This window comes from Streptomyces sp. NPDC014991 (assembly GCF_043080665.1).
In the GTDB taxonomy this organism is placed as follows: Bacteria; Actinomycetota; Actinomycetes; order Streptomycetales; family Streptomycetaceae; genus Streptomyces.
Map to the genome: position 1 here is coordinate 195,548 of NZ_JBIBVY010000003.1, position 22,752 is coordinate 218,299.

The 22,752-nt window shown below is 74.4% G+C and carries 20 protein-coding genes and 2 pseudogenes; 12 read left to right on the forward strand and 10 right to left on the reverse strand.

Annotated elements, in window-relative coordinates:
* Positions 1 to 71: 71 nt before the first annotated feature.
* Positions 72 to 1,037, reverse strand: a complete 966-nt coding sequence (locus ACF1BE_RS07360; RefSeq protein WP_392198004.1) for a pirin family protein — start codon at positions 1,035 to 1,037, stop codon at positions 72 to 74.
* 129 nt (positions 1,038 to 1,166) lie between these two features.
* Positions 1,167 to 1,862 carry a type 1 glutamine amidotransferase domain-containing protein gene (locus tag ACF1BE_RS07365; RefSeq protein WP_392198005.1) on the reverse strand — a complete coding sequence of 232 codons (696 nt, stop codon included), beginning with the start codon at positions 1,860 to 1,862 and terminating at the stop codon, positions 1,167 to 1,169.
* A 148-nt stretch (positions 1,863 to 2,010) separates the two neighbouring features.
* On the opposite strand from ACF1BE_RS07365, the gene ACF1BE_RS07370 reads away from it, so the two are divergent.
* On the forward strand, positions 2,011 to 3,099 hold the full coding sequence (locus ACF1BE_RS07370; RefSeq protein ID WP_392198006.1) for a LysR family transcriptional regulator: 1,089 nt from the start codon (positions 2,011 to 2,013) through the stop codon (positions 3,097 to 3,099).
* A 220-nt stretch (positions 3,100 to 3,319) separates the two neighbouring features.
* Positions 3,320 to 3,676, forward strand: coding sequence for a cupin domain-containing protein (locus ACF1BE_RS07375; RefSeq protein WP_392198007.1), 357 nt, complete (start codon positions 3,320 to 3,322; stop codon positions 3,674 to 3,676).
* Positions 3,677 to 3,882: 206 nt separating this feature from the next.
* Here ACF1BE_RS07375 and ACF1BE_RS07380 read toward each other — a convergent pair whose 3' ends face one another.
* The 3 genes from ACF1BE_RS07380 to ACF1BE_RS07390 form a co-directional block, all read right to left on the reverse strand.
* A complete protein-coding gene (locus ACF1BE_RS07380; RefSeq protein WP_392198008.1) occupies positions 3,883 to 4,857 on the reverse strand; it encodes a D-cysteine desulfhydrase family protein in 975 nt (324 codons plus the stop codon).
* A gap of 121 nt (positions 4,858 to 4,978) precedes the next feature.
* Positions 4,979 to 6,331 carry a VWA domain-containing protein gene (locus ACF1BE_RS07385; protein ID WP_392198009.1) on the reverse strand — a complete coding sequence of 451 codons (1,353 nt, stop codon included), beginning with the start codon at positions 6,329 to 6,331 and terminating at the stop codon, positions 4,979 to 4,981.
* Complete coding sequence (locus ACF1BE_RS07390) at positions 6,328 to 7,185, reverse strand: AAA family ATPase (protein ID WP_392198010.1); 858 nt, start codon at positions 7,183 to 7,185, stop codon at positions 6,328 to 6,330. The genes ACF1BE_RS07385 and ACF1BE_RS07390 overlap by 4 nt, the downstream gene beginning before the upstream one ends.
* A 184-nt stretch (positions 7,186 to 7,369) precedes the next feature.
* On the opposite strand from ACF1BE_RS07390, the gene ACF1BE_RS07395 reads away from it, so the two are divergent.
* The 4 genes and pseudogenes from ACF1BE_RS07395 to ACF1BE_RS07410 all read left to right on the forward strand — a co-directional run.
* Positions 7,370 to 7,957, forward strand: a complete 588-nt coding sequence (locus tag ACF1BE_RS07395) for a TetR/AcrR family transcriptional regulator (protein ID WP_392198011.1) — start codon at positions 7,370 to 7,372, stop codon at positions 7,955 to 7,957.
* Positions 7,958 to 8,083: 126 nt separating this feature from the next.
* On the forward strand, positions 8,084 to 8,764 hold the full coding sequence (locus ACF1BE_RS07400; RefSeq protein WP_392198012.1) for an ABC transporter permease: 681 nt from the start codon (positions 8,084 to 8,086) through the stop codon (positions 8,762 to 8,764).
* A gap of 28 nt (positions 8,765 to 8,792) precedes the next feature.
* Positions 8,793 to 9,464: an ABC transporter permease gene (locus ACF1BE_RS07405; RefSeq protein WP_392198013.1), complete on the forward strand. Its 672-nt coding sequence runs from the start codon at positions 8,793 to 8,795 to the stop codon at positions 9,462 to 9,464.
* Positions 9,461 to 10,399 (forward strand): annotated as a pseudogene (locus tag ACF1BE_RS07410) (ABC transporter substrate-binding protein); the annotation flags it as partial. The gene ACF1BE_RS07405 and the pseudogene ACF1BE_RS07410, both read left to right, overlap by 4 nt.
* Before the next feature lie 11 nt (positions 10,400 to 10,410).
* Here ACF1BE_RS07410 and ACF1BE_RS07415 read toward each other — a convergent pair.
* Both ACF1BE_RS07415 and ACF1BE_RS07420 read right to left on the reverse strand, forming a co-directional pair.
* Positions 10,411 to 11,565 carry an ABC transporter ATP-binding protein gene (locus ACF1BE_RS07415; protein WP_392198014.1) on the reverse strand — a complete coding sequence of 385 codons (1,155 nt, stop codon included), beginning with the start codon at positions 11,563 to 11,565 and terminating at the stop codon, positions 10,411 to 10,413.
* 9 nt (positions 11,566 to 11,574) lie between these two features.
* Positions 11,575 to 11,763, reverse strand: coding sequence for a hypothetical protein (locus ACF1BE_RS07420; RefSeq protein ID WP_392198015.1), 189 nt, complete (start codon positions 11,761 to 11,763; stop codon positions 11,575 to 11,577).
* Between the two features lie 136 nt (positions 11,764 to 11,899).
* On the opposite strand from ACF1BE_RS07420, the gene ACF1BE_RS07425 reads away from it, so the two are divergent.
* The 4 genes from ACF1BE_RS07425 to ACF1BE_RS07440 all read left to right on the forward strand — a co-directional run bounded on the left by ACF1BE_RS07425 (position 11,900) and on the right by ACF1BE_RS07440 (position 17,483).
* Positions 11,900 to 12,925 (forward strand): LacI family DNA-binding transcriptional regulator, encoded by a 1,026-nt coding sequence (locus tag ACF1BE_RS07425; RefSeq protein WP_392198016.1) that lies wholly within the window; start codon positions 11,900 to 11,902, stop codon positions 12,923 to 12,925.
* Between the two features lie 108 nt (positions 12,926 to 13,033).
* On the forward strand, positions 13,034 to 14,335 hold the full coding sequence (locus ACF1BE_RS07430) for an alpha/beta fold hydrolase (RefSeq protein WP_392198017.1): 1,302 nt from the start codon (positions 13,034 to 13,036) through the stop codon (positions 14,333 to 14,335).
* A gap of 181 nt (positions 14,336 to 14,516) precedes the next feature.
* A complete protein-coding gene (locus tag ACF1BE_RS07435) occupies positions 14,517 to 16,514 on the forward strand; it encodes a glycosyltransferase (RefSeq protein ID WP_392198018.1) in 1,998 nt (665 codons plus the stop codon).
* Positions 16,515 to 16,640: 126 nt separating this feature from the next.
* Positions 16,641 to 17,483: a pentapeptide repeat-containing protein gene (locus ACF1BE_RS07440; protein WP_392198019.1), complete on the forward strand. Its 843-nt coding sequence runs from the start codon at positions 16,641 to 16,643 to the stop codon at positions 17,481 to 17,483.
* On the opposite strand, the gene ACF1BE_RS07445 is transcribed toward ACF1BE_RS07440, so the two are convergent.
* A complete protein-coding gene (locus ACF1BE_RS07445; RefSeq protein WP_392198020.1) occupies positions 17,445 to 19,115 on the reverse strand; it encodes a cytochrome P450 in 1,671 nt (556 codons plus the stop codon). The genes ACF1BE_RS07440 and ACF1BE_RS07445 overlap by 39 nt on opposite strands.
* 120 nt (positions 19,116 to 19,235) lie before the next feature.
* Here ACF1BE_RS07445 and ACF1BE_RS07450 point away from each other — a divergent pair, with 120 nt between their 5' ends.
* Entirely contained in the window at positions 19,236 to 19,844 is a 609-nt protein-coding gene (locus ACF1BE_RS07450; RefSeq protein ID WP_392198021.1) for a TetR/AcrR family transcriptional regulator, read from the forward strand.
* A 71-nt stretch (positions 19,845 to 19,915) separates the two neighbouring features.
* Positions 19,916 to 20,184, forward strand: a pseudogene (locus ACF1BE_RS07455) (YciI family protein); the annotation flags it as partial.
* A gap of 44 nt (positions 20,185 to 20,228) precedes the next feature.
* Here the strand turns inward: ACF1BE_RS07455 and ACF1BE_RS07460 are convergent.
* Together ACF1BE_RS07460 and ACF1BE_RS07465 are read right to left on the reverse strand one after the other, a co-directional pair.
* Positions 20,229 to 21,464, reverse strand: a complete 1,236-nt coding sequence (locus tag ACF1BE_RS07460; protein ID WP_392198022.1) for a lactonase family protein — start codon at positions 21,462 to 21,464, stop codon at positions 20,229 to 20,231.
* Positions 21,465 to 21,621: 157 nt separating this feature from the next.
* Positions 21,622 to 22,734, reverse strand: a complete 1,113-nt coding sequence (locus tag ACF1BE_RS07465; RefSeq protein ID WP_392198023.1) for a hypothetical protein — start codon at positions 22,732 to 22,734, stop codon at positions 21,622 to 21,624.
* Positions 22,735 to 22,752 lie beyond the last annotated feature (18 nt).

Below are 22,752 nucleotides of genomic sequence, written 5' to 3' on the forward strand. Positions count from 1 at the left end.
CCGGAGGGCGGTAGCGCTGGGCAGGCGGAGGTGCTCAGGACCTCGGCCGGCGCGGCCCGTGTTCCAGCCGTTCAGCGAACCCTTCCGCGCGGTTTCAGCGGTACCGGCGGTAGCTCGGGGGCGGGCAACGGATCTCCGTCGTAGCCCCTCACCTCGCCGAAACGAGACCCTTCCGTCCAGTCCGCGCGGGCCTGTTCGATCTCCGCCTGGGTGCGGGCCACGAAATTCCACCACATCAGGAGTTCCTCGGCGAACGGCTCGCCGCCCAGGAGCATGACCCCGGCGTCCGACTCGGCGCGCAGCGGGAGTTCGGACCGTCCGCAGCCCAGGTAGAGCATCGAGCCGGGCAGCACCGGCACCCCGTCCACGCGCACCTCTCCGGACATCGCCAGCACGCCGTACTCGAAATCCGGTTCCAGCGGCAGACGTACGTCGGTGCCCCCGGCGAGGGCGAGATCGGCGCCGACGATCGGGGTGAACGTCGTACCGGGCGACCGGGAGCCGTCCAGCTCGCCCAGGATCACCGTGGCGGTCAGCCCGGGCGCCGTGACCTCGGGCAGCTCGGGGTGGTACTCGAACCGCGGGTCGGTGTGCCGGTGTTCGTCGGGCAGGGCGACCCACAGCTGGGCCCCGTGCAGGAAGCGGGCATGCGGGCGCGGGGTCTCCTCGGAGTGGCTGATCGCGCGGCCCGAGGTCATCAGGCCCAGCTGCCGGGGCCCGATCGTCTGCCGGCTGCCCGTGGAGTCCCGGTGCAGCACCTCGCCCTCGTGCAGCCAGCTGACCGTCTGGAGTCCGATGTGCGGGTGGGGCGGCACCTGCATGCCCGGCTCGTCGGCGATGTCGTCGGGGCCGTAGTGGTCGACGAAGGCCCACGCGCCGATCATGCGCCGCCCGAGGTTCGGCAGCAGCCGGCGTACCTCGGTCGACTCGCCCAGCTTCACGTGCCGGGGGCTCAGCAGCTCACGCACGGGCTCGGCGACGACGAAGCCGCGGCCACCGCAGACGCTGGGCACGGGGGCGCGGTCAAGATTGCTCATGCCGCCCAACTTAGCGGTGCGCGGGCTGGACGGTGCGTGCGGTATCCGGGATGTCGCTCCGTGTGCCCCGGCAACCCCTCCCGGGGCTCCGCTGCGCCGCCCGGCCCCGTACCCCTCGGCCCAACCGCATCAGCCCAGCCGCTTCAGCAGCTCCTCGGCCACCGGAGCGGAGGAGGCCGGGTTCTGGCCGGTGACCAGGGTGCGGTCGACCACCACGTGCGGCGCCCACGGCTCGCCCGCCCGCACCTCGACGCCCGCCTCGGTCAGCCGGTCCTGGAGCAGCCACCTGGCCTGCCCGGCGAGACCGCCCTGGGTCTCCTCCTCGTTGGTGAAGGCCGCCACGCGGTAGCCGGCGAACCCGTTGACGCCGTCCGGTCGGACCGCGGCGAGCAGGGCGGCCGGACCGTGGCAGACCACGGCCAGCGGCTTGCCCGAGTCCAGGACCGCCAGCAGCAGCCTGCCGGAGTCGGCGTCCACGGCCAGGTCCTCCATGGGGCCGTGCCCGCCCGGATAGAAGACGGCGGCGAAGTCGGCGAGGTCCACCTCCGCGAGCTTCACCGGCGTGCGCAGCTCGGCCATCTCCTCCACGGCGCGGGCGATCTCGTCGGCCTTCTCCTGTCCGCCGTTGACCTCGGCGGCCAGGCTCGCCCGGTCGACCGGCGGGACCACGCCGCCCGGGGTGGCGACGACGACCTCGTGACCGGCGGACCTGAGGGCGCGGTAGGGGACGACGGCCTCCTCGGCCCAGAAACCGGTCGGGTGCGCGGTGCCGTCGGCAAGCGTCCAGTGGTCGGCACCGGTCATCACGAACAGGATCTTCGACATGGGATCTCCTGGGTTCTGTCTTCGAAGCGGTCGGGTCTGTGAAAGAGAACGTAGGCGACCGTACCCATAGACATCCAATGCGGTAACGAATGAGAGGCATTGGATATCCTATGGCTCTCAGGGAATACCGGGCGGTGATACTCGGTCCGTGGACACCCCCGCACTCGACCTCAACCTGCTGCGCACCTTCCTCGCGGTCTACCGCTCCGGCTCCTTCACCGGCGCCGCCCGTCTGCTCGGACTGTCGCAGCCGACGGTCACGACGCAGATGCGCGCGCTGGAACGGCAGACCGGCCGCGAGCTGTTCGAACGGCTGCCGCGCGGGGTCACACCCACCCCGGTGGCCGACGAGCTGGCGGCCCGGATCGCCGCGCCCCTGGACGACCTGGCCGTCGTCGCCGGCCCCACCCCGCCGGCCGGCGCCCGCGCCGAGCCCGTCCACCTGGCCGGCCCGGCGGAGTTCCTCTGCACCACCGTGCTGCCGGCTCTTGCCCCGCTGGTCGCCGAGGGCCTGCGGCTGCGGGTGTCGACGGGGCTGACCGATCCGCTGCTGGAGGAACTGCGCGCCGGCCGCCACGACCTGGTGATCGCCACGACCCGCCCGCGCGGCCGTACACTGCACGCCGTGCCCCTCGCGGACGAGGAGTTCGTCCTGGTCGCCGCCCCGGCCTGGGCCGAGCGGCTGCCTGCACGGCAGGGCGAACGGAAGGCCGCCGCCGGGGAGTCCGTCGCCGTGGACTCCGCCACGCGTGACGCCGTCACCCCGGGCTCCGCCGCGTGGGACTCCGGCCCCCGGGGTTCCGCCACCCCGCTGCCCGCCTCCCCGGAGGCTTCCGCCCCAAGGACGCCGGCCCCGGATACTCCCACCCAGGGCTCCTCCGTCCTCCTGGACCCCGCCGTCCTGCACGCTGTCCCGCTCGTCACCTACGCCGAGGACCTGCCGATCGCCCGCCGGTACTGGCGGCACGTCTTCGGCCGGCGGCTGTCCCGTACGGCCGCCGTGACCGTGCCGGATCTGCGCGGCGTTCTCGCGGCCGTGGCCGGTGGCGCCGGGTTCAGCGTGCTGCCCCGCTACCTGTGCCAGGACCTGCTGTCCTCCGGCGCGCTGGTGGCGCTGCTGGAACCGGAGGATCCGCCGATCAACACCAGCTTCCTGGTCCAGCGTCCCGGCGCCTCGGACAACCCGGCCGTGGCCCGCGTCCGCGAGCTGCTGCTGCGGGCGGCCCGCAGCTGGTAGCCGGCCCGCCCGGTCCTCCGCGGGACCGTGCCCGAACCCACCGGAACAACCTGTCGGCCGACATCGATGTCCTGTACACCCTGAATGGCGCGGGCGAATTGCGGGACCGACGATGGAGCCGTGGGGTACGGCCGCCGCCGCAGCGCCGGTGCCGTCCGAGGCCGCCGGGGGACGGAGGCCGGCCCCGGCCGCGGTCCGCGGCCGGAAGGAGGACACCGTCATGCTGGAAGTGAAGACGGTCGAGAAGCCGGACGAGCGGCGAGACTTCCCCCGTGGGCACATCGAAGCGCTCCATCTGACCGGGCTCGACTTCGCGGTGGGCACGTTCGAACCGGGCTGGCGCTGGTCGGAGTCCGTGGCGCCGATCGCGGGCACCGGGAGCTGCATGGTCCCCCACAACGGATACGTGGTGCAGGGACGGATGCGCATCCGCATGGACGACGGCGGCGAGGCCGAGGTCGGTCCGGGCGACGTCTTCGTGTGCGCGCCCGGTCACGACGCCTGGGTGGTCGGTGACGAGCCGGTCGTCGTCCACGACTTCGCCGGGACGATGGCGAACGAGTACGCGAAGGGCTGACCCGACGGCGGGTCCGCCGCCAGTCCCCGGCCGGGCCGCCCCACGCGCGACCCGGCCGGCCCGTGCCCCCGTCCCGGCCCTGACCTGATGTCGGCCCTGACCGACCCCGGTCCGGCCCCGCACCCCGGCTCAGCCCCAGCTCGCCCCCGCCCCGACCCGCCCCCACCCCGGCAGCCGGCAGACAGGGACCCCCTCGCCCACAGCCGTCAGCCGCCGAACGTCTCCACCCCGCCCTCCGCGTAGGCGAGCGCGTCCGCGTGGCCGAACAGGCCCGGCAGGCCGCCGGTGTGGACGAGTACCGTCTTCTCGCCCGGCCGGACGGTGCCGTCCCGCACGGCCGCGTGGAGGCCGGCCAGAGCACGGCCCGTGTACGTCGGGTCCAGGACCAGTCCCTCCGTGCGGGCGGCCAGCCGGAGTGCTTCGCGCACCGGGCCGGTCAGCACCGCGTACCCGTCGCCCACCTGGTCCCGGCGCACCCGCAGCCCCTGCGCCGTGACCGTCTCCGGAGTGAGCGGAGCCGCGAACTCCGCCACCGCCGCGGCCGGGTCGGGCAGCGCGCCGACGTCGACGCCGAGCACCGACGCGGCGCCCAGGGCCGCGACCAGCCCGGCCATGGTGCCGCCCGAGCCGAGGGCGACCACGGCCGTCCGCAGGTCCGGCACCTGCTCGCGCAGCTCCTCGCCGCAGCGGACGTAGCCCCGGGCGCCCAGCGTGCCGGAGCCGCCGAACGGGATGAGCGCCGGTCGGGCACCGGCCGCCCGCAACCGCACGCACACCTCGGCCGCCGCCGCGTCCAGCCCGGCCCGGTCCACCTCGCCGGCCCAGGCGAGCCGTGCCCCGAACAGGCCGTCCAGGGCGAGGTTCCCGGAGCGTGAGGAGCCGGGCGAGCCGCGCAGCACGAGGACGACGTCCAGGCCGAGCCGGGCGCCCGCGGCGGCGGTCAGCCTGGCGTGGTTGCTCTGCGGGGCGCCCGTGGTCACGAGGGTGTCGGCGCCCTCGGCCAGGGCCGCCCCCGCCGTCCACTCCAGTTTGCGGATCTTGTTCCCACCGGCGCCGAGGCCGGTCAGGTCGTCGCGTTTCACCCAGAGGTCGCCGGGTCCGAGCCCGAGCGCGGCGGCCAGCCGAGGTGCCGGTTCGACGGGGGTGGGGAAGGTGCCGAGCGGCACGGGTGGGTGGCTCATGGCGGCGTCCTTGGATGAGTGGTCGGCGTGGCGGCCAGTCGATCACGGCCGCTGAGGACCTCGATCAGCAGCCCCTCCGTTTCGGCCTCCCCGACGTCGGCTCTTTCCGGGCTGCCCGGCATCAGACCGGCAGCAGGCGGGCGATCAGTGTGCCGAGCTGCCGGGCCGTGCGGCACTCGTGCATCTCCACCAGGTCCGCGTAGGCGGGTGCGGCCGAGTCGCCGGTGCCCCACCGGTCGCGTGGCTCGGGGTTCAGCCAGTAGACGCGCCGGGCCCGTCGGGCCAGGTCCCGGACGGCGGGGAGGTTGGGGTCGCTCATGTTCGTCCGGGCGTCTCCGAGGACGAACACCGTGGTGCGGGGGCCGGCCGCGCCGCCGTACCGCTCGCTGAACTCGCCCAGCGCCACGCCGTAGTCGCTGCTGCCGTGCCAGCCGGTGAGCGTGGCCTCGGCGCGGATCCGGGCGCCGAGCCCGGCCGGGTCGGCGCGGCCGTGGCCGAGCAGGCCGGTCACCTCGTCGAGCCGGTTGACGAACGCGAACACCCGCACCTTGCTGAACTGGTCGTGCAGCGCCTGCACCAGCAGCATCGTGAAGTCGGAGAAGCCGGACACCGAGCCGGAGACGTCGCACAGCAGCACCAGTTCGGGCCGGGCCGGGCGGCGTCCGCGCAGCACCGGCCGGATCGGCACCCCGCCCGTGGACAGCGAGGAGCGCAGCGTGCGGCGCAGGTCGATCGTGCCGCGCGCGGCCCGGCGGCGGCGGGCGGCGAGCCGGGTGGCCAGCTTGCGGGCGAGCGGCCGTACGACCCGGCGCAGCTCGGCGAGCTGGTCCTGGTTCGCGAACAGGAAGTCCACCCGGTCGGCGGTCGGACGGACAGCGCGCCGTGCGATCTCGTCCCGTCCGCGCCGTTCGGCCACCCGGCGCCGCGCCTCCGCGCCGACCATCCGCCGGAACTCCTCGATGCGGCGCCGGATCTCGTCGTCGAGCAGCCGGTCCGCGAACCCCGTGCCGCCGCCGTCCCGGCCCCGCGCGTCGGCCCGTACCCGCGCCAGGAGGGTCTGGGGGCGCAGCCGATCCAGGGTCTGGTACGCCGACCAGCCGTCCGAGCCCGCCGAACTCCCGTAGGTGCCCAGGGCGTCGACCGCCTCCGCCGCCAGCCGGGCCAGCAGCGCCCGGTCGTCCTCGGCCAGTGCCTGCGCGAGCCGGTCGCGCAGCGTCTCCCGGTCCGGCGCAGTGCCGTCGGGTCCGCCGACGCCGCGCGGGAAGTACAGGTCGAACACCGAGTCGAACAGCGCCCGTTGGCCCGGTCCGTGCAGCAGCGTCGCGGCCAGCCCCTCCCGCAGCAGCTCCCGGTCCGTCAGTCCCAGTGCCTCCACCGCGCGGGCCGCGTCCACGGTCTCCCCGGTGCCGATCCGCGCCCCGTGCGCGCGCAGCGCCCCGACCAGGCCGGTGATCCGGCCGGCCACGGCGCTCACAGCGCGTCCAGGTCGAGCTTGGCCGCCGCCTTCCGGATGTCGTCCTCGTGCTTGAGGATCACCCCGAGGGTGTCCAGGACGACCGTCTCGTCCAGCGTGCCGGCGCCCAGGGCCAGCAGGGTGCGCGCCCAGTCGATGGTCTCGGCGACGGAGGGGACCTTGCGCAGGTCCATCGCGCGCAGCGCCCCGACCACCCGGACCACCGACTCGGTCAGCGCCTCGCCGAGGCCCGGCACCTTCAGCCGTACGATCCGCCGCTCCAGTTCCTCCTCCGGGAAGCCGATGTGCAGGAACAGGCAGCGGCGGCGCAGCGCCTCGGACAGCTCCCGGGCGGCGTTGGAGGTGAGGACGACGAAGGGGCGGCGGGTCGCGGCGACCGTGCCCAGCTCGGGGACGGTGATCTGGAAGTCGCTGAGCACCTCCAGCAGCAGTCCCTCCATCTCGACGTCGGCCTTGTCGGTCTCGTCGATCAGCAGCACGGTCGGTTCGTCACCGCGGATGGCGGTCAGCAGCGGGCGGGGGAGGAGGAACTCCTCGCTGAAGATGTCGGTGCGGGTATCGTCCCAGCTCTCGTCGCGGGCCGCGCTGATGCGCAGCAGCTGCTTGGCGTGGTTCCACTCGTACAGGGCGCGGGACTCGTCCACGCCCTCGTAGCACTGGAGCCTCACCAGCCGGGCCCCGGCCACCTGGGCGACGGCCTTGGCCAGCTCGGTCTTGCCCACCCCCGCGGGCCCCTCGACCAGCAGCGGCTTGCCCAGCCGGTCCGCCAGGAACACGGTGGTGGCGACGGCGGGGGAGGCGAGGTAGCCGGTCTCGGCCAGGCGGGCGGAGACGTCGTCGACGGATGTGAACAACGGGGCCTCCGGCGGGTCGGGGTGCGATGCGTCCTTCGGCGGCCTATCCAAGCGCTTGTTCAGCGTTCCTGTCACGCGGTCCGGTCGGGGGCGGGCGCGGACACGGATGAGCGGCACCGACCACCTGCGCCGACGTATACACCGATCGGTTTCCATCCCGCCCTGGCGCGGCAACCTTCCCCGTATGGCCACATCGGAGAGGGCGTCCCCCCGCGACCGGCTGCTCGACGCCGCCGCCCGGCTCTCCTACCGCGACGGCGTCTCCGTCGGCATCGAGGCCCTGTGCCGGGCGGCGGGCGTGTCCAAGCGGTCGATGTACCAGCTGTTCGACAGCAAGGACGCCATGCTCGCCGCGAGCCTGGAGCGCGGCGTCCCGTGGTACGAGGCCCGGTTCACCCATCCCGCCCCGGAGACCGCGACCCCCCGCGAGCGCATCCTGTACGTCTTCGAACGGCTGGAGCAGGCCTCGTCGGACGCCGGCTACCACGGCTGCCCCTACCTGGCCGTGCTGGTCGAGCTGAAGGACCCGGAGCACCCGGCGAGCAAGGTCGCCCGCGAGGTCAAGGAACGCCTGGCCGCGGTCCTCCGCACCGAGGCCGACCGGGGCGGCGCCCGCGATCCCGACCTGCTCGCCCGCCAGCTCCTGCTGGTCTTCGACGGCGCCGGCGCCCGGGCCAGCGCCGGAGTGGAGCAGCTGGCCGACGGCCTCGCCACGGCCACGGCGACCGCCCTGCTGGACGCGGCCGGCGTGCGCGGGGCCGACCCGGCCTGAGGTCCGCTCCCGGATCAGGCCGGCTCCCGGCCGGCCGCGTCACCCACCTGTGCGAACAGCCCACCGGGCCCCCGTACGGGCCACCACAACGCGCGCGCCCGATGCTCCGCCCGGTCCAATGGACCCGTGACCGCGCCCCCGGACGACTGCCTCACACGCAACGAGTGGATCTGCGGCCTCTATCTGACCACCCGCCGCCAGATCCTCCTCGACGCGGTCCTCCAGCACCTGAGGCTGACCACGCTGTCCGTCCTCATCGCCGTGGCCGTCGCCCTGCCGCTCGCGCTCCTGGCCCGCCGCCGGGGCTGGGCGGCCGGCCCGCTCCTCGCCGTCACGACGGTGCTCTACACGATTCCGTCGCTGGCCATGTTCTCCCTGCTCCTGCCCCTCTACGGCCTGTCGGCCGCCCTCGTCGTCGCCGGGCTCGTGCTGTACTCGCTCACCCTGCTGGTACGGAACATCCTCGCGGGCCTGCGCGCGGTCCCGGAGGAGACGCGGCAGGCCGCGCGCGGCCTCGGCTACGGCCCCCTCCGCCTGCTCCTCACGGTCGAACTGCCCCTCGCGCTGCCCGCCGCGATGGCCGGCCTGCGCATCGCCACGGTCTCGGCGGTCTCCCTGGTCACGGTCGGCGCGATCGTGGGCTTCGGCGGCCTCGGCAACCTCCTCTACGCGGGCATGAACACCTACTTCAAGGCCCAGGTGCTCACCGCGTCCGTCCTGTGCGTGCTGATCGCCGTCGCCGCCGACCTGCTCCTGCTCGGCGTGCAGTGGCTGATCACCCCGTGGACCAGGGCCGGCCGCCCATGAGCCCGGCCGGGACGCGGACGGCCTCCGCATGAGCACCCTCACCGCCACCTGGGACTGGCTCACCGACCCCGCGCACTGGTCGGGCGACGACGGCATCCGGCACCGGCTGCTCCAGCACCTGCTGCTCACCGTCGTCTGCCTGTTCGTCAGCTGCCTGATCGCGCTGCCCGTCGCACTCGTCCTCGGTCACCTCGGCAAGGGCGGCGCGCTCGCCGTCAACCTCGCCAACGCCGGACGGGCCGTGCCCACCTTCGCCGTCCTCGTCCTGCTGCTCCTGACCCCGGTCGGCCGGTGGGGCGAGGGCCCCACGGTGGTCGCCCTCGTCCTGTTCGCCGCGCCGCCGCTGCTCACCAACGCCTACGTCGGCGTGCGCGAGGTCGACCGGAGTGTGGTGCGGGCCGCCCGGGGCATGGGGATGACCGGCCGGCAGCTGCTGTTCCGCGTGGAACTGCCCCTGTCGCTCCCCATGATCCTGACCGGGGTGCGGATCGCCGCCGTCCAGCTCGTCGCCACCGCCACCATCGCCGCGCTCGCGGGCGGCGGCGGCCTCGGCCGGATCATCACGGCCGGCTTCAACCTCGCGAGCACGCCCCAGGTCGTCGCGGGCGCCCTGCTCGTCGCGGTGTTCGCCCTCCTCGTCGAGGGCGTCTTCGAGATCGCCGGACGGCTGGCGCCGGCGTGGATCCGGGGCGGCCGATGACAGCCCGTACGACACTCGCCGCCCTCGCCCTGCTCCTCCTCCTGAGCGCCTGCGACACCGGCCCGTCACTGGAGAAGCGCGGACAGGTCACCGCGCCGCCCGGCGACCGCCGTCACCTGGTGATCGGCTCCGCCGGCTTCACCGAGAGCGACCTGCTCGCCCAGATGTACGCACAGCTGCTGAACCAGGCCGGCTACCACACGTCCCTGCTCACCGTCGCCAACCGCGAGCTGTACGAACCCGCCCTGGAGTCCGGCCGGATCGACGTGGTGCCCGAGTACGCGGCCACCTTCGCCGACTGGCTCGACGCCAGGACCCACGGCCCCGGGGCACCCCCGGCCGGCTCACCCGACCCCGGCGCCACCCTGCGGGCCCTGCGCGCCCTCGCCGCGCCCCGCGGCCTCACCGTGCTCCCGCCCGGCCGGGCCGTCGACCAGAACGCCTTCGCCGTGAGCGCGTCCTACGCCCGCCGGTACGGCCTGCGCACCCTCAGCGACCTGGGCGCCTCGCGGCTCGGCGTGCGGCTCGCCGCCGGGGACGAGTGCGTCCAGCGGCCGTACTGCGCGCCCGGCCTGAGAAAGGTGTACGGCATCCACCTCACCGGCATCGATCCCAAGGGGGTCGGCACCACCCAGGCCAAGCGGGCCGTGCAGGACGGCCGGGACCAGATGGTGCTGACCACCACCACCGACGCCACCCTGGACTCCTTCGGCCTGGTCCTGCTCGCCGACGACAGGCACCTTCAGAACGCCGACCTGATCGTCCCCGTCGTCAACCGCTCCCGCGCGGGCGGCGCCGGTGTGACGAAGGCCCTCGGCACCCTGAACGGCGTCCTCACCACCGGCGACCTGGCCGCCCTGAACCGGCAGGTCGACAACTGGCGCCGGCTGCCGGCAGACGTGGCCCGCGCCTACCTGACGGACAAAGGGCTGCTGAACGGCCCGGCTCAGGCATCCGACACCGAGTCGAACGGCACCTGCCCGCGCGCCACCCCGCGGGCGTCCGCGTCCACCGAGCGGCGCAGCGCCTCGTGCAACCGCGCCGGGGTCAGCACGCCGAGGAACCGCGCCCCGTCCAGCACGGCCACCCACCCGGCGTCGTACTGGAGCATCACCCCGAACGCCTGTTTCAGCGGCGCGCCCACCGGCACCCAGGCGGTCATCCGGTGGGCCAGGGCCGCGACCGTGCCGCCCGCCGCCAGCTCCTCGATGCCGACCCAGCCGTGCAGGTCACCGTTCGTGTCCAGGACCACCGCCCAGCGCGCGCCCTCGGTCCGCAGCCGCTCCAGCGCCCGGCCGGCGGGCTCGTCCACGCAGGCCACGGGCGGCTGCTCCAGGTCCCCCGGCTCGATGGCGGTGACCGACAGCCGTTTCAGCCCCCGGTCCGCGCCCACGAACCCGGCGACGTACGGCGACGCGGGCGCCCCGAGCACCGCGCCCGGCGTGTCGAACTGCTCGATACGGCCCTGCCCGTACACGGCGATCCGGTCGCCGAGCCGGACCGCCTCCTCGATGTCATGGGTGACCAGCAGCACCGTCTTGCGCACGGCGGCCTGCATCCGCAGGAACTCGTCCTGCAACTGCTCGCGCACCACCGGGTCGACCGCGCCGAACGGCTCGTCCATCAGCAGCACCGGCGGATCCGCCGCCAGGGCCCGCGCCACGCCCACCCGCTGCCGCTGCCCGCCGGACAGCTGCTCCGGGTAGCGGGACCCGTACGTCCGCGGGTCGAGTCCCACCAGATCCAGCAGTTCGGCCGCCCGCGCCCGTGCCTTCGCCCGCTTCCAGCCCAGCAGTGCGGGCACGGTCGCCGTGTTGTCCAGGACCGTGCGGTGCGGGAAGAGGCCGACCTGCTGGATGACGTAGCCGATGCGGCGGCGCAGCCGCACCGGGTCGACGGTCGCGATGTCGTCGCCGTCCACGAAGATCCGGCCGGAGGTCGGCTCGACGAGCCGGTTCACCATCATCATGGTCGTCGTCTTGCCGCACCCGGACGGGCCGACGAGTGTGACGAGTTCACCCTCGGACACCTCGAACGAGAGGTCGTCCACGGCCGTCGTACCGTCCCGGTACCGCTTGCCGACCTGCTCGAACCGGATCATTCCCTCACGCTACGGCAGGGCGCCGGACACCTCGCCCCAGCCTGCTCCGACCGGCGGACGGCCGAGCACCGCGCCGGCCGGCGCCGCGCCGGGTCGGCTCAGCAGCGTCACCTCCGGCGTCCGCGGGCCACCGTGGTCGACGCCCGCCGGCAGCGGGAGGCGGACGGCACCCGCCCGACCGGGCCAGGAACCGCTCACCGAGGTGTTCCACCCCCCCCTGAGCCCCTGGGGACCCCGCGGGCGGCCCCCCGCACACGCCCGGCTCCGCCCTGCCGGCGTGCCGGTAATGTGAAGGTCGTCCCGCCGTCCTCACCCCGATGGAGGTCCCCGCCCGATGGCCCAGCCGGTGGGAATCAAGGACGTCGCCCGTGCCGCCGGAGTGTCGGTGGGCACGGTGTCCAACGTCATCAACCGTCCGGACAGCGTCGCCGGCGAGACCCGGGCCCGGGTGCTGTCCGCGATCGACCGGCTCGGCTACGTCCGCAGCGAGTCCGCGCGCCAGCTGCGGGCGGGCCGCAGCCGGATCATGGGGCTGCTCGTGCTGGACATGGGCAACCCGTTCTTCGTGGACGTGGCGCGCGGCGCCGAACGGGCGGCCCGGAAGGCGGGGCTCGGCGTGATGGTCTGCAACAGCGCGCAGAACGCGGCCGAGGAGGCGGACTACCTGTCCCTCTTCGCCGAACAGCGGGTGCGGGGCGTGCTGCTCACCCCGGCCGACGCCACCGGCCGCAACATCGCGGCCTTCCGCCGGCACGGCATCCCGTTCGTCCTGGTGGACCGGGTCGCCGAGGGCACCGCCGAGTGCTCGGTCTCCGTGGACGACATCGTGGGCGGGGCGCTCGCGGTGCGGCATCTGGTGGACGCCGGGCACCGCTCGATCGCCTACGTCAGCGGGCCGCCCGGGCTCAACCAGGTCCGCGACCGCCGCACCGGCGCGTCGCGCGCCCTCGCCGAGGCGGGGCTCGGTCCCGAGGCGCTGCGTGAACTGCCCACCGAGCGGCTCGACGTCGCCGCCGGCCGGGACGCGGGCGCCCGGCTGCTCGGCCTCGCCGACCGGCCCACCGCCGTGTTCTGCGCCAACGACCTGCTCGCCCTCGGCGTGCTCCAGGCCGTGTACGCGGCGGGTGTCACCGTCCCGGACGACCTCGCGATCGTCGGCTACGACGACATCGAGTTCGCCGCCGCCGCGGCCGTACCCCTCACCTCCGTACGACAGCCCGCCGTCACCCTGGGCGCCCTCGCCGCCGGACTGCTGCTGGAGGAGACCGGGCAGAGCGAGGGGACAGGGGCCCACGAACACCGGCGGGTGGTGCTCCAGCCGGAGCTGGTGGTGCGCCGTTCCAGCCTCCCCGCACGCTGACCCGCGCTGACCGGCCGTTCAGTGACGAACCGTGATCCCGGGGGTCGGCTCCGGCGCGGTCATGTGCTGAAGTGGGACCCGTCCGTCCCATCCGTCCCGGGAGATTCGTTGAGCCTCAGCTACCGCCAGCCCGGTGTCGTCCTCACCGACCGTCACTTCACCGTGCCCCTCGACCACGCCGACCCGGACGGCGAGACCATCGAGCTGTACGCCCGCGAGGTGGTGGCGAGTGAGAAGGCCGGGCAGGAGCTGCCCTGGATGCTCTACCTCCAGGGCGGCCCCGGCTTCGGGGCGAATCGTTTCGTCGGACGTCAGGCCTGGCTCGGCCGGGCGCTGGAGGAATACCGCGTCCTCCTGCTCGACCAGCGCGGCACCGGCCGCTCCACGCCCGCCACCCGGCAGACGCTGCCGCTGCGCGGCGGCCCCGCCGAGCAGGCCGATCACCTCGCCCGCTTCCGCGCCGACTCGATCGTGCGCGACTGCGAGGCCGTCCGCCCCCAGGTCACCGGCGGCGCCCCCTGGACCGTGCTCGGCCAGAGCTTCGGCGGCTTCTGCACGGTGACGTACCTCTCGCTGGCCCCCGAGGGCATCGACACCGCGCTCGTCACCGGCGGCCTGCCCTCCCTGCACGCCCACGCCGACGACGTCTACCGGGCCGCCTATCCGCGCGTCGAACGCAAGGTCGCCGCGCACTACGCCCGCTACCCGCAGGACGTCGAGCGGGCCCGCCGGATCGCCGACCACCTCCTCGGCCACGACGTGGTCCTGCCGAACGGCTACCGCCTCACCGTGGAGGCCTTCCAGTCCCTCGGCCTGATGCTCGGCGCGAGCGACGGCAGCCACCGTCTGCACCACCTACTGGAGGACGCCTTCGTGCGTACCCCGGCGGGCCTCGAGCTGTCCGACGCCTTCCAGGAGCAGGCGCAAGCGCTGCTGTCGTACGCCGCGCACCCCCTGTACGCCCTCGTCCACGAGGCGATCTACGGCCAGGACACCCGCCCCACCGCCTGGGCCGCCGAGCGCGTCCGTGCGGAGTTCCCGCAGTTCGACGCCGCCAAGGCGCTCGCCGGCGACGCGCCCGTCCTCTTCACCGGCGAGACGGTCCACCCCTGGATGTTCGACACCGACCCGGCGCTGCGCCCCCTGCGCGAGACCGCCGAGCTGCTCGCCGCCCGCACCGACTGGCGCCCGCTGTACGACCCCGCCCGCCTCGCCGCGAACGAGGTCCCGGCCGCCGCCGCCTTCTACCACGACGACATGTACGTCGACACGGCGCACTCGCTGGAGACGGCCGCCGCGATCCGCGGCCTGCGCCCCTGGGTCACCAACGAGTACGAGCACGACGGCCTGCGCGCGGGCGCCCCGCACGTCCTGGACCGGCTGCTGGCGCTCGTCCGCGACGAGGCGTGACGCGGACGCCGGCCATCGGACGAAGCTCGCGGGAATTCCGCGTGCGGAATCGGGTATTCGCTTCGAGGAGCCGCCCCAGTAGTTATTTCACTGCGCAACCAATCAGTGCCGATTCCGGTCCGTGGTAGGTTCACAGAAACCCGAAATCTCCCGCTGAGCAGTGAATTTGGAGCGCATTCCCATGTCGGGCGCAACCGTCTCGGTCATCATCGCCGCATACAACGCGATGCCGTATCTGACGCGTTGCGTCACCTCGGTGGCCGAGCAGAGCATCGGCCGCGACCGGCTCGAGGTCATCGTCGTCGACGACGGCTCGACGGACGGCACCGCCGCTGAGCTGGACCGGCTGAACGCCCTCTACCCGGGCCTGCTGCGCGTCTTCCACCAGGCGAACTCGGGCGGTCCGTCCGCGCCGCGCAACACCGGACTCGACCACGCCACCGGCACGTTCGTGTTCTTCCTGGACGCCGACGACCATCTCGGCCCGGAGGCACTCGAACGCATGGTGGCGATGGCCGAGGAGAACGGCACCGACATCGTGCTCGGCAAGATGGTGGGACTCGGCGGACGCGGGGCGCCCACGTCGATGTTCCGGCGGAACCAGCCGCGCACGGACGTCTTCTCCTCCCGCGTGTACTGGACGCTGAATCCGATGAAACTGTTCCGGCGGGACCTGCTGGAGCGGCTCGGACTGCGTTTCCCCACCGACCTGGCGATCGGCGAGGACCAGCTGTTCGTCGGCGCCGCCTATCTGCACGCCTCCGGTGTCTCCGTGGTCGCCGACTACGACTGCCTGTACTGGGTGCTGCGCGAGGACGAGGGCAACATCACCCGCCGGCTCAAGGGCTCCGGACTCCGGCTCCGGTTCCTGCCCCGCATGGTCGACCTGATCCTGGACAACGTGCCGCCCGGCCCCGGCCGCGATCACCTGGCACACCGGCATCTGACCGTGGAAGTCCAGCAGATGCTCGCCGACCAGCTCGTCCACGAGCCCCGCGAGACCCAGGAAAAAATGCTGGACCAGCTCGCCGGAACCATCGAGCCGCTGTGGCACGAAGGGCTGAACGGACGGCTCTCGGCCATGGCCCGGCTGCGGCTGCACCTCGTACGCCACCGCATGCTCGACGAACTGCTGGAACTCGTGGAATTCGAGAAGGGGCTCGCCCGGTCCGGGGTCGCCACCCCCGTCCTCGTCGACGGCGGCCGGGCCCTCGCCCGCTATCCCTTCCTGCGCGACCCCGCCCGCGCGATCCCCGACCTCTGCTACGACGTCACCGCTCAGCTCGGGATCCGGCACCTCGTCACCCGTGCCGGGATGGACGGCGGCACGCTCCACCTGGCCGGCCACGGCTACGTCCACCGCGTGGAGACCCGCGACGTCACCACCGCCCTGGTCCTGCGCGAGCGCGACAGCGGCACCGAGTACCGGCTGCCCGTCACGCACACGCCCACCCCCGGGCTCGGCGCCCAGGACGACGAGGGCCGGTACAGCTACGACCTCGCCGGGTTCGAGGCCACCGTCGACCTCGCCACCGCCGCCGACGGCAAGCCGCTCGCCGACGGGCTGTGGGACATCTCCCTCGCGATCGGCGCCCAGGGGCTCACCAAGGAGGTCCGGATCGGCAGCAAGCGCGCCGACGGCGTCTCCGGCGCGGCCACCACGCGGGTGCTCGCCACACCCGAGGGGCTGCGCGCCGTCACCCTCTACACCACCAGGCCCCACGGCAACTTCACGCTCGACCTGGGCGAGACCAGACACCGGGTGCCGCCTCTTCTCCACCCCGGCGCCGACATCCGGTGGAGCGAGGAGACGCCCCCCGCGCTGCGGTTCGGCGGACGCTGCGAGCTGGCCGAGTACCCGCCGGACGCCCTCGTCCTGGCGCTGTCGAGCGACAGCGGCACGACCGCCGAGTTCCCGGTCCGCCGGGCGTCCGGGACCGGGGCCTTCCACGCCACCGTGCCCGTCGGCACGCTCCCGGCCGGCGTCTGGTCGGGCGAACTGCGGCTGGGACCGTGGGCGGTACCGCTGCCGGCGCTCCCCGCGGACCTGCCGCCCGCAAAGTGGCGACGCCGGGCCCTGCCCTGGTATGCCCGCCCGGCCGGCGGATCCCCGGAGCACTTCGCACTCCGGGTCGCGCGGACCGAGCTCGTCAAGGCACTCGCCCAGCGCCTCCGGTAGACCGGCCCCGCCTTCCGCCTCGCCGTGCGACCTCGGTGCCGGACGGCTCGCCGCCCCGCCCGCCCGCGCAGGTGAGCGGGAGCGGTGGGGGACAGGGCGGCTCCGCAGGTCAGTAGGCTGGTCGCCATGTCGGATCAGATAGCCGGTCTTCCGGAGCTGCGCGGAGACTGCGCACGCTGTTTCGGGCTGTGCTGCGTCGCCCTTCCCTTCGCCCGCTCAGCCGACTTCGCGCTGGACAAGCCGGCCGGCAAGCCCTGCCCGAACCTCGGCGGGGACCACCGCTGCGGCGTCCACGCCGAGCTGCGCCCCCGGGGCTTCACCGGCTGCACGGTCTACGACTGCTTCGGTGCCGGGCAGAAGGTCTCGCAGGTCACCTTCGGCGGGCAGGACTGGCGGAGCGGCCCCCCGGAGCACGCCCGCCGGATGTTCGACGCCTTCCCGGTCGTACGGCAGCTGCACGAACTGCTGTGGTACCTGACGGAGGCGCTCGGCCTGCCCGCCGCCGGCCCCGTCCACCCCGGGCTGCGCCGGGCCCTGGAGCAGACCGAGCGGCTCACCCGGCTGCGCCCCGAGGAGCTGGCCGCGCTGGACGTGGCCGCACACCGGCAGGAGGTCAACACCCTCCTGCTGCGCACCAGCGAGCTGGTACGGGCCGACGCGCGGGCGAGGACCAAGGGCAAGGGCAAGGACCGGCGGGGCGCGGACCTCATCGGTGCCCGGCTCAGGGGCGCCGACCTGCGCGGGGCGAGTCTGCGCGGCGCCTGCCTCATCGCCGCCGACCTCACCGGCGCGGACCTGCGCGCCGCCGACATGATCGGTGCCGACCTGCGCGACGCCGACCTGACCGACGCGGACCTCACCGGCGCCTTCTTCCTCACCCAGCCACAGGTCGACGCGGCCCGGGGCGGCGCCGTCACCCGTCTGCCGGCGTCAGTCACCCGCCCGGCGCACTGGACACCGGCCACCTGATCCCGAAGCCTCGGGAGCCGTGACCGGCACCGCCGCTCCGTGGACCGGGCACTGGGCGGCCGCCTCGGGGGAGTCCCCGGGCGGCTGCGGGTGACTCCCCGCGGCCCCGCGCCCGGGCGCCGTCACGCTGCCCTGCGCGCGCCGGGCCGCCGACGCCCCAGCCTCGTCGCGCGCGGCTCCGGGCGCGGATTGCGGGCGCCGCCGTTCCAGCCGTAGCCGCAGCCCCTCCGGCATCAGGGTCAGGCGCTCGGCGACGGTCAGCCGGTAGGCGGGGTCGATACGCAGGTCGTAGCGGCGCAGCAGCAGGCCGAGGACGAGGGTCGCCTCGTGCAGGGCGAACTGGCGGCCGATGCAGGCACGCGCGCCGGTGCCGAACGGCTTGAAGGTGTGCGGCGGCCGGGCCCGTACGGCGGCGGCGTCGAAGCGGTCCGGGTCGAACCGCTCCGCGTCCTCGCCCCACACCTCCGGTTCGCGGTGCAGCATCGGCGTCAGCACCAGAGCCCACGCGCCCCGGCGCATGGGGTGCTCCCCGGCGAGGACCGTGTCCTGGCGGGCCTCACGGGCGAAGGCCGGCGCGGTCGGCCACAGCCGCAGCGACTCGTCCAGCACCCGGCGGACGTAGCGCAGCTTGGCCACCTGGTCGTAGCGGGGCCGGCAGGTGTCGCCCCAGACGCGGTCGACCTCGGCGCGGGCCCGGGCGGCGACCTCCGGGTGCCGGGCGAGGTAGTACAGGGCGAAGGAGAGCGCGCCCGAGGTGGTCTCGTGGCCCGCCACCAGGAACGTGATCACCTGCCGGCGGACGTTCTCGGCGGACAGTTTCTCCCCGGTCACCGGGTGCGCGGTCGCGAGCATGCGGTCCAGCAGGTCCCCCTCGCCGCCCCCGTCCCGGCGGCGGGCGGCGACCAAGGCGTCGACCGTGCGGTCGAGGTAGGCCATGTCGGCCGCGTTGCGCCGGGTGGCGGCGCGCAGCAGCAGCGGGGCCAGCGGCCCGGGCACGCTGTTCAGCCGCTGTGCGTGGCTGAGGGTGCCGACCATCGCCGTGACGAAGGGGTGCGGCCGGTCCCGTTCGAAGGAGCCGAAGTCGTGCCCGAAGCCGGTCCGCGCGATCGTCTCCAGGGTCAGCCGGGTCATGTCGCCGGGCGCGTCCACCGTGCGCCCGGCCGCGAGCTGCCGGTCCCAGTGGTCGGTGAGCCGCCCGGCGACGGCCAGCATCATGCCGTGGTAGCCCTCCATGGCCTCCCGGCCGAAGCCGGGTGCCAGGACGTCGTGCGCCAGCTGCCAGTTGGGCTCGTGGTTGTAGGCGGTGAACAGGCCGTCACCGGCCACCGGCCGCAGATTGGCGACCCCGAGGCCGACGTGCTTGGCGAACCGGGCCTCGTCGGCGAGGTCGGCGACGAGCCGCGCCCCCCACACGAACACGAACTCCTTGCCGAAGGCCCGGCGCCGGAAGACGGGGCCCAGCTCGCGCGCGAAGCGCATCGAGTCCTGGACCGGACGGCGCCGGTCGGCGCCGAGCACATCGCCGAGCAGCGGCAGCCGGCGCGGTGGGTGCGGTATGCGGTGCAGCTCGGGCCAGCCCTGCCCGGCGCTCCGGAAACCCTTCGGCAGCCCGGTCCCCGTCGTCTCCGCCATGACGCGATCCCCCTTGATCCAGCGGATGGTTGAAGCTCTGGCGCACGCGTGTTGTACGTGGGTTCAATAGCGGTTCCAGTGTGGTCCCCTCGTTGAATCGGCGTCAAGTAAAGTGACGCCATGCCCGCGAACCAGGGGGAACGCGCCCGGCGCAGACTCAGCACCGAGGAGCGCCGTGAGCAGCTGCTGTCGGTCGGCGCGAGGCTGTTCTCGGAGAGCCCCTACGACGAGGTGCGGATCGAGCGGGTCGCCGAGATCGCCGGGGTCTCCCGCGGGCTGCTCTACCACTACTTCCCGAACAAGCGGGACTTCTTCGCCGCGGTCGTGGAGCGGGAGAGCGCCCGCATGCTGCGTATGACGGCGGCCGTACCCGGCGTGCCGGTGCGCGAACAGCTCGCCGCCGGCCTTGACACCTATCTCGGCTACGTGGAGGCCCACGCCCACGGCTTCCGCGCCTTCCACCGTGCCGACGCGGCCGGCGACCAGGCCGTACGCCGCGTCTACCGGCGGGCGCTGGCCGCTCAGGAGAAACAGATCCTGGCCGCGCTCGCCGCCGATCCCGAGTTCGGGCCCGCACGCGAGGCGGGGCCGCAGGTGCGGCTGGCCGTGCGCGGCTGGCTGGCCTTCACCACCGCCGTCTGTCTCGAATGGCTGCGCGGCGAGGGAGAACCGACCCGGGAACAGGTACGCGACCTGTGCGCCCGTGCCCTGCTGGGCGTCCTCGCGTAACCGGCAGACACCCGCTCCTGGCGCCGTTCGTCGGACGGCTCACCCGGACTCGTCCGCGAGAGGGCAAGAAGACCGGTGAGCTCGTCGGCAGGCAGGCGCTGGCGCCCCAAGGGACGTGGGCCCGGTACGACGGTGAGGGGCGCCCGCCGGTCACCGACGGTCCGTTCGCCGAGACCAAGGACCTCGTCGCCGGCTGGATGGTGATCGACGTCGACAGCCACGAGCGCGCCGTCGAGCCGGCCGGGGAACTGCTCGGCCGCCCCCGGGGGCGGACGGGAAGCCGATCCACGAGTGGCTCGAGCCGCGCCCCTTCCTGGCCGCGCCGCCCGCCGTCACGGAACGACCTCTCCGGTGGACGAGGCCTGCTGGGGAGCCGTGGACGCGCTACAGCGGCAGCGCGCAGACGGCGACGGGTGAGGCGAACGGCGCGCCCGCGGAGCGCAGCCCGCCGCCGTCCGAGTCGACGTGGAAGACGGTGACCGTTCCGGAGCGCTGGTTCGCCGCGAACAGCAGCCGGCCGTCCGGGGAGAACGCGATCTGCCGCGGGAAGTCCCCGCCCACCGGCACCGTGCCGAGCAGCCGCAGCCGGGCCCCGTCGTCCTCGACGGCGTACCGGGCGAGGCTGTTGTGGCCCCGGTTCGCGAGGAACGCGTACCGGCCGTTCGCCGTCACGAGGACCTGCGCCGGGTAGTTGGTGCCGCCCTCGGCACCCGTCGGCTGCGGCTCTCCGACGCTCAGCCGGCCCGACCCCGGGTCGTAGGCACAGACGGCGACGGTGTCGTCCAGCTCGTTGGCCAGGTAGGCGTACCGGCCGCCGGGGTGGAACGTCAGGTGGCGCGGTCCCGCGCCGGGCCGGGTGTGCGCCTGCGCCACCTCCGTGAGCGTGCCCCTCGCCAGGTCGAGGCGGTAGGTGTAGACGGTGTCGGTGCCGAGGTCGACGGCAAGGACGTGCCCGCCGTCCGGGCTCGTGAGGAACTGGTGGGCGTGCGGGCCTGTCCGGCCGGGGCCGGGGCGAGGGGAGGAGTGCGTGACCAGACCGGTCCGCCCGCCCAGGGCGCCCGAGGCGTCGACCGGGTGCACGGCCACACTTCCCGAACCGTAGTTGGCGCTGAGCAGCCAGCGGCCGGTGGGATGCACCGACAGGTGGCAGGGGCCCGCGCCGCCCGTGCTCTGGGTGCCGAGCACCCGCCGGTCCCGGAGGCGTACGGCCGTGACGCCGCCGTCCTGCCGCTCGTCCACCGCGTACAGCGTGCGGCCGTCCGGGTGCACGGCGAGGTAGGACGGGTCGGGGACCCCGGTGAGCGTGTCCGAACCGGTGATCCGCCCCGACTCCGGGTCGTAAGAGGCGAGCACGATGCCGGTGCCGCCGCCCTCGGCGGAGGTGTAGGTGCCCACGTACAGCGGGCGGGGCCCGGACGGTTCGCGGGGCGCCGCGGCGGCGGCCCGCTCGGGCGATGCGGTCCGGCCGTCCGCCGGTGGCGCCGCCGGTGAGGGCACCGCCACCACGGCCGCCGCACCCGCCACGGCCCCGACGAACCGGCGCCTGCTCCAGCCGTCACGCTCCCCACCGTCCCGGACCGGGGGAGATGCCCGTCGTGCCGCCCGTGCCTCCGTGTCCATGCCGCACCTCAGGTCGTCGGTCACCCCGCTCGTGACAGCCACCTTGGCCCGCGCCCACCCGCAAAGGCAAGCCCGGCAACGGGTGTTGCGTATCGTGCAACGCGAGGGCCGGCCGGGAGACGCAACTGACCACTCCTCGGCAGTCGGCGGCGGCCGGTCACCACTTGCCGTCCTCCACCGGATCGCCCGGGGCGTCCTTCAGAGGGGTGATCTGGCCGGGGGACGGGGACTGCCACGGGTCCAGGTCGGTGCCGAGCCAGTCGCCGACCGGCTTGACCGCCTCCAGGGCGTCCGTGGGGGCGAGGTCCTCGGCGTCCGTGTCGTAGTAGTCGTACCAGGGCAGGCCCGCCCGGGTGTACGCCGCCCGGTCCACCGGCGACGGCGGCGGCGCCTCACCGGTGATCCGGCGCCACTCCGGGGGCGTGACCAGGTGCACGAACACCCGCCCGGCCGGTTCCTCGCACCAGTCCATGAGCGGCCGGTCGTCCTGGTAGACCTCCTGCCGCATCGAACCGCCGACGCCCAGGCCCATGGCCGCGGCACGCCGCGGGGCGGCGGCGGCCGGAGCCGGCGGCACGGCACCGCCCGGCGCGGGCGCCATCATCGGCCCCGCCGCCCCGGGAGCTCCTCCCCCCATGGGCGGCGGGGCCGCGCCGTACCCACCGGTCACGCCGAATGTGCCGTACCCGCCGGCCGCGCCGAGCGTCCGCTCCCGCTCCAGCCGTTCCCGCTCCCGGCGCCGCCACTCGCCGAGGACGTCGTCCCGGAGCGGGAACGACTGCAGCTGGATCCCACCCCACACCTCCTCGCCGGTGACCTGGCCCTCGACCGTCGCGCCCAGCCCGAGGGGTACGGCCACGAACTGGCGGACGGTGCCCTTGCCGGAGTTGATGCCGTCCAGCCAGGGCTGTCGGGGCAGCACCAGGTAGTTCTGCGGACGCCGGGACAGCCGGTCGCTCCACCGCTTCCCGGACACCGCGCACACCTTGCCCGCACCGACCTGGAGGGCGGCCGGCTCCGTCGTACCGGCGAAACTCAGCCACATCGCCTCGCGCAGATACACCGGCAGCATCACGCCCCCGCGCGCCCGCCACTGCTCCGGTACCCGGTCGGCGAAGTCGGCCACCCGCCGGACGGGGAACTCGCCCAGCCCCGGCGGCAGCGGATGCGTGCCCGTCTCCGGCAGCCGCAGTGTGCGCACGAACCGCACCGCCACCCCGCCGGGCAGCCGCACGGTGTTCCCGTCGATCCGGACCCCAGAACCGCTCATCCGCCCGCCCCTCGCTTC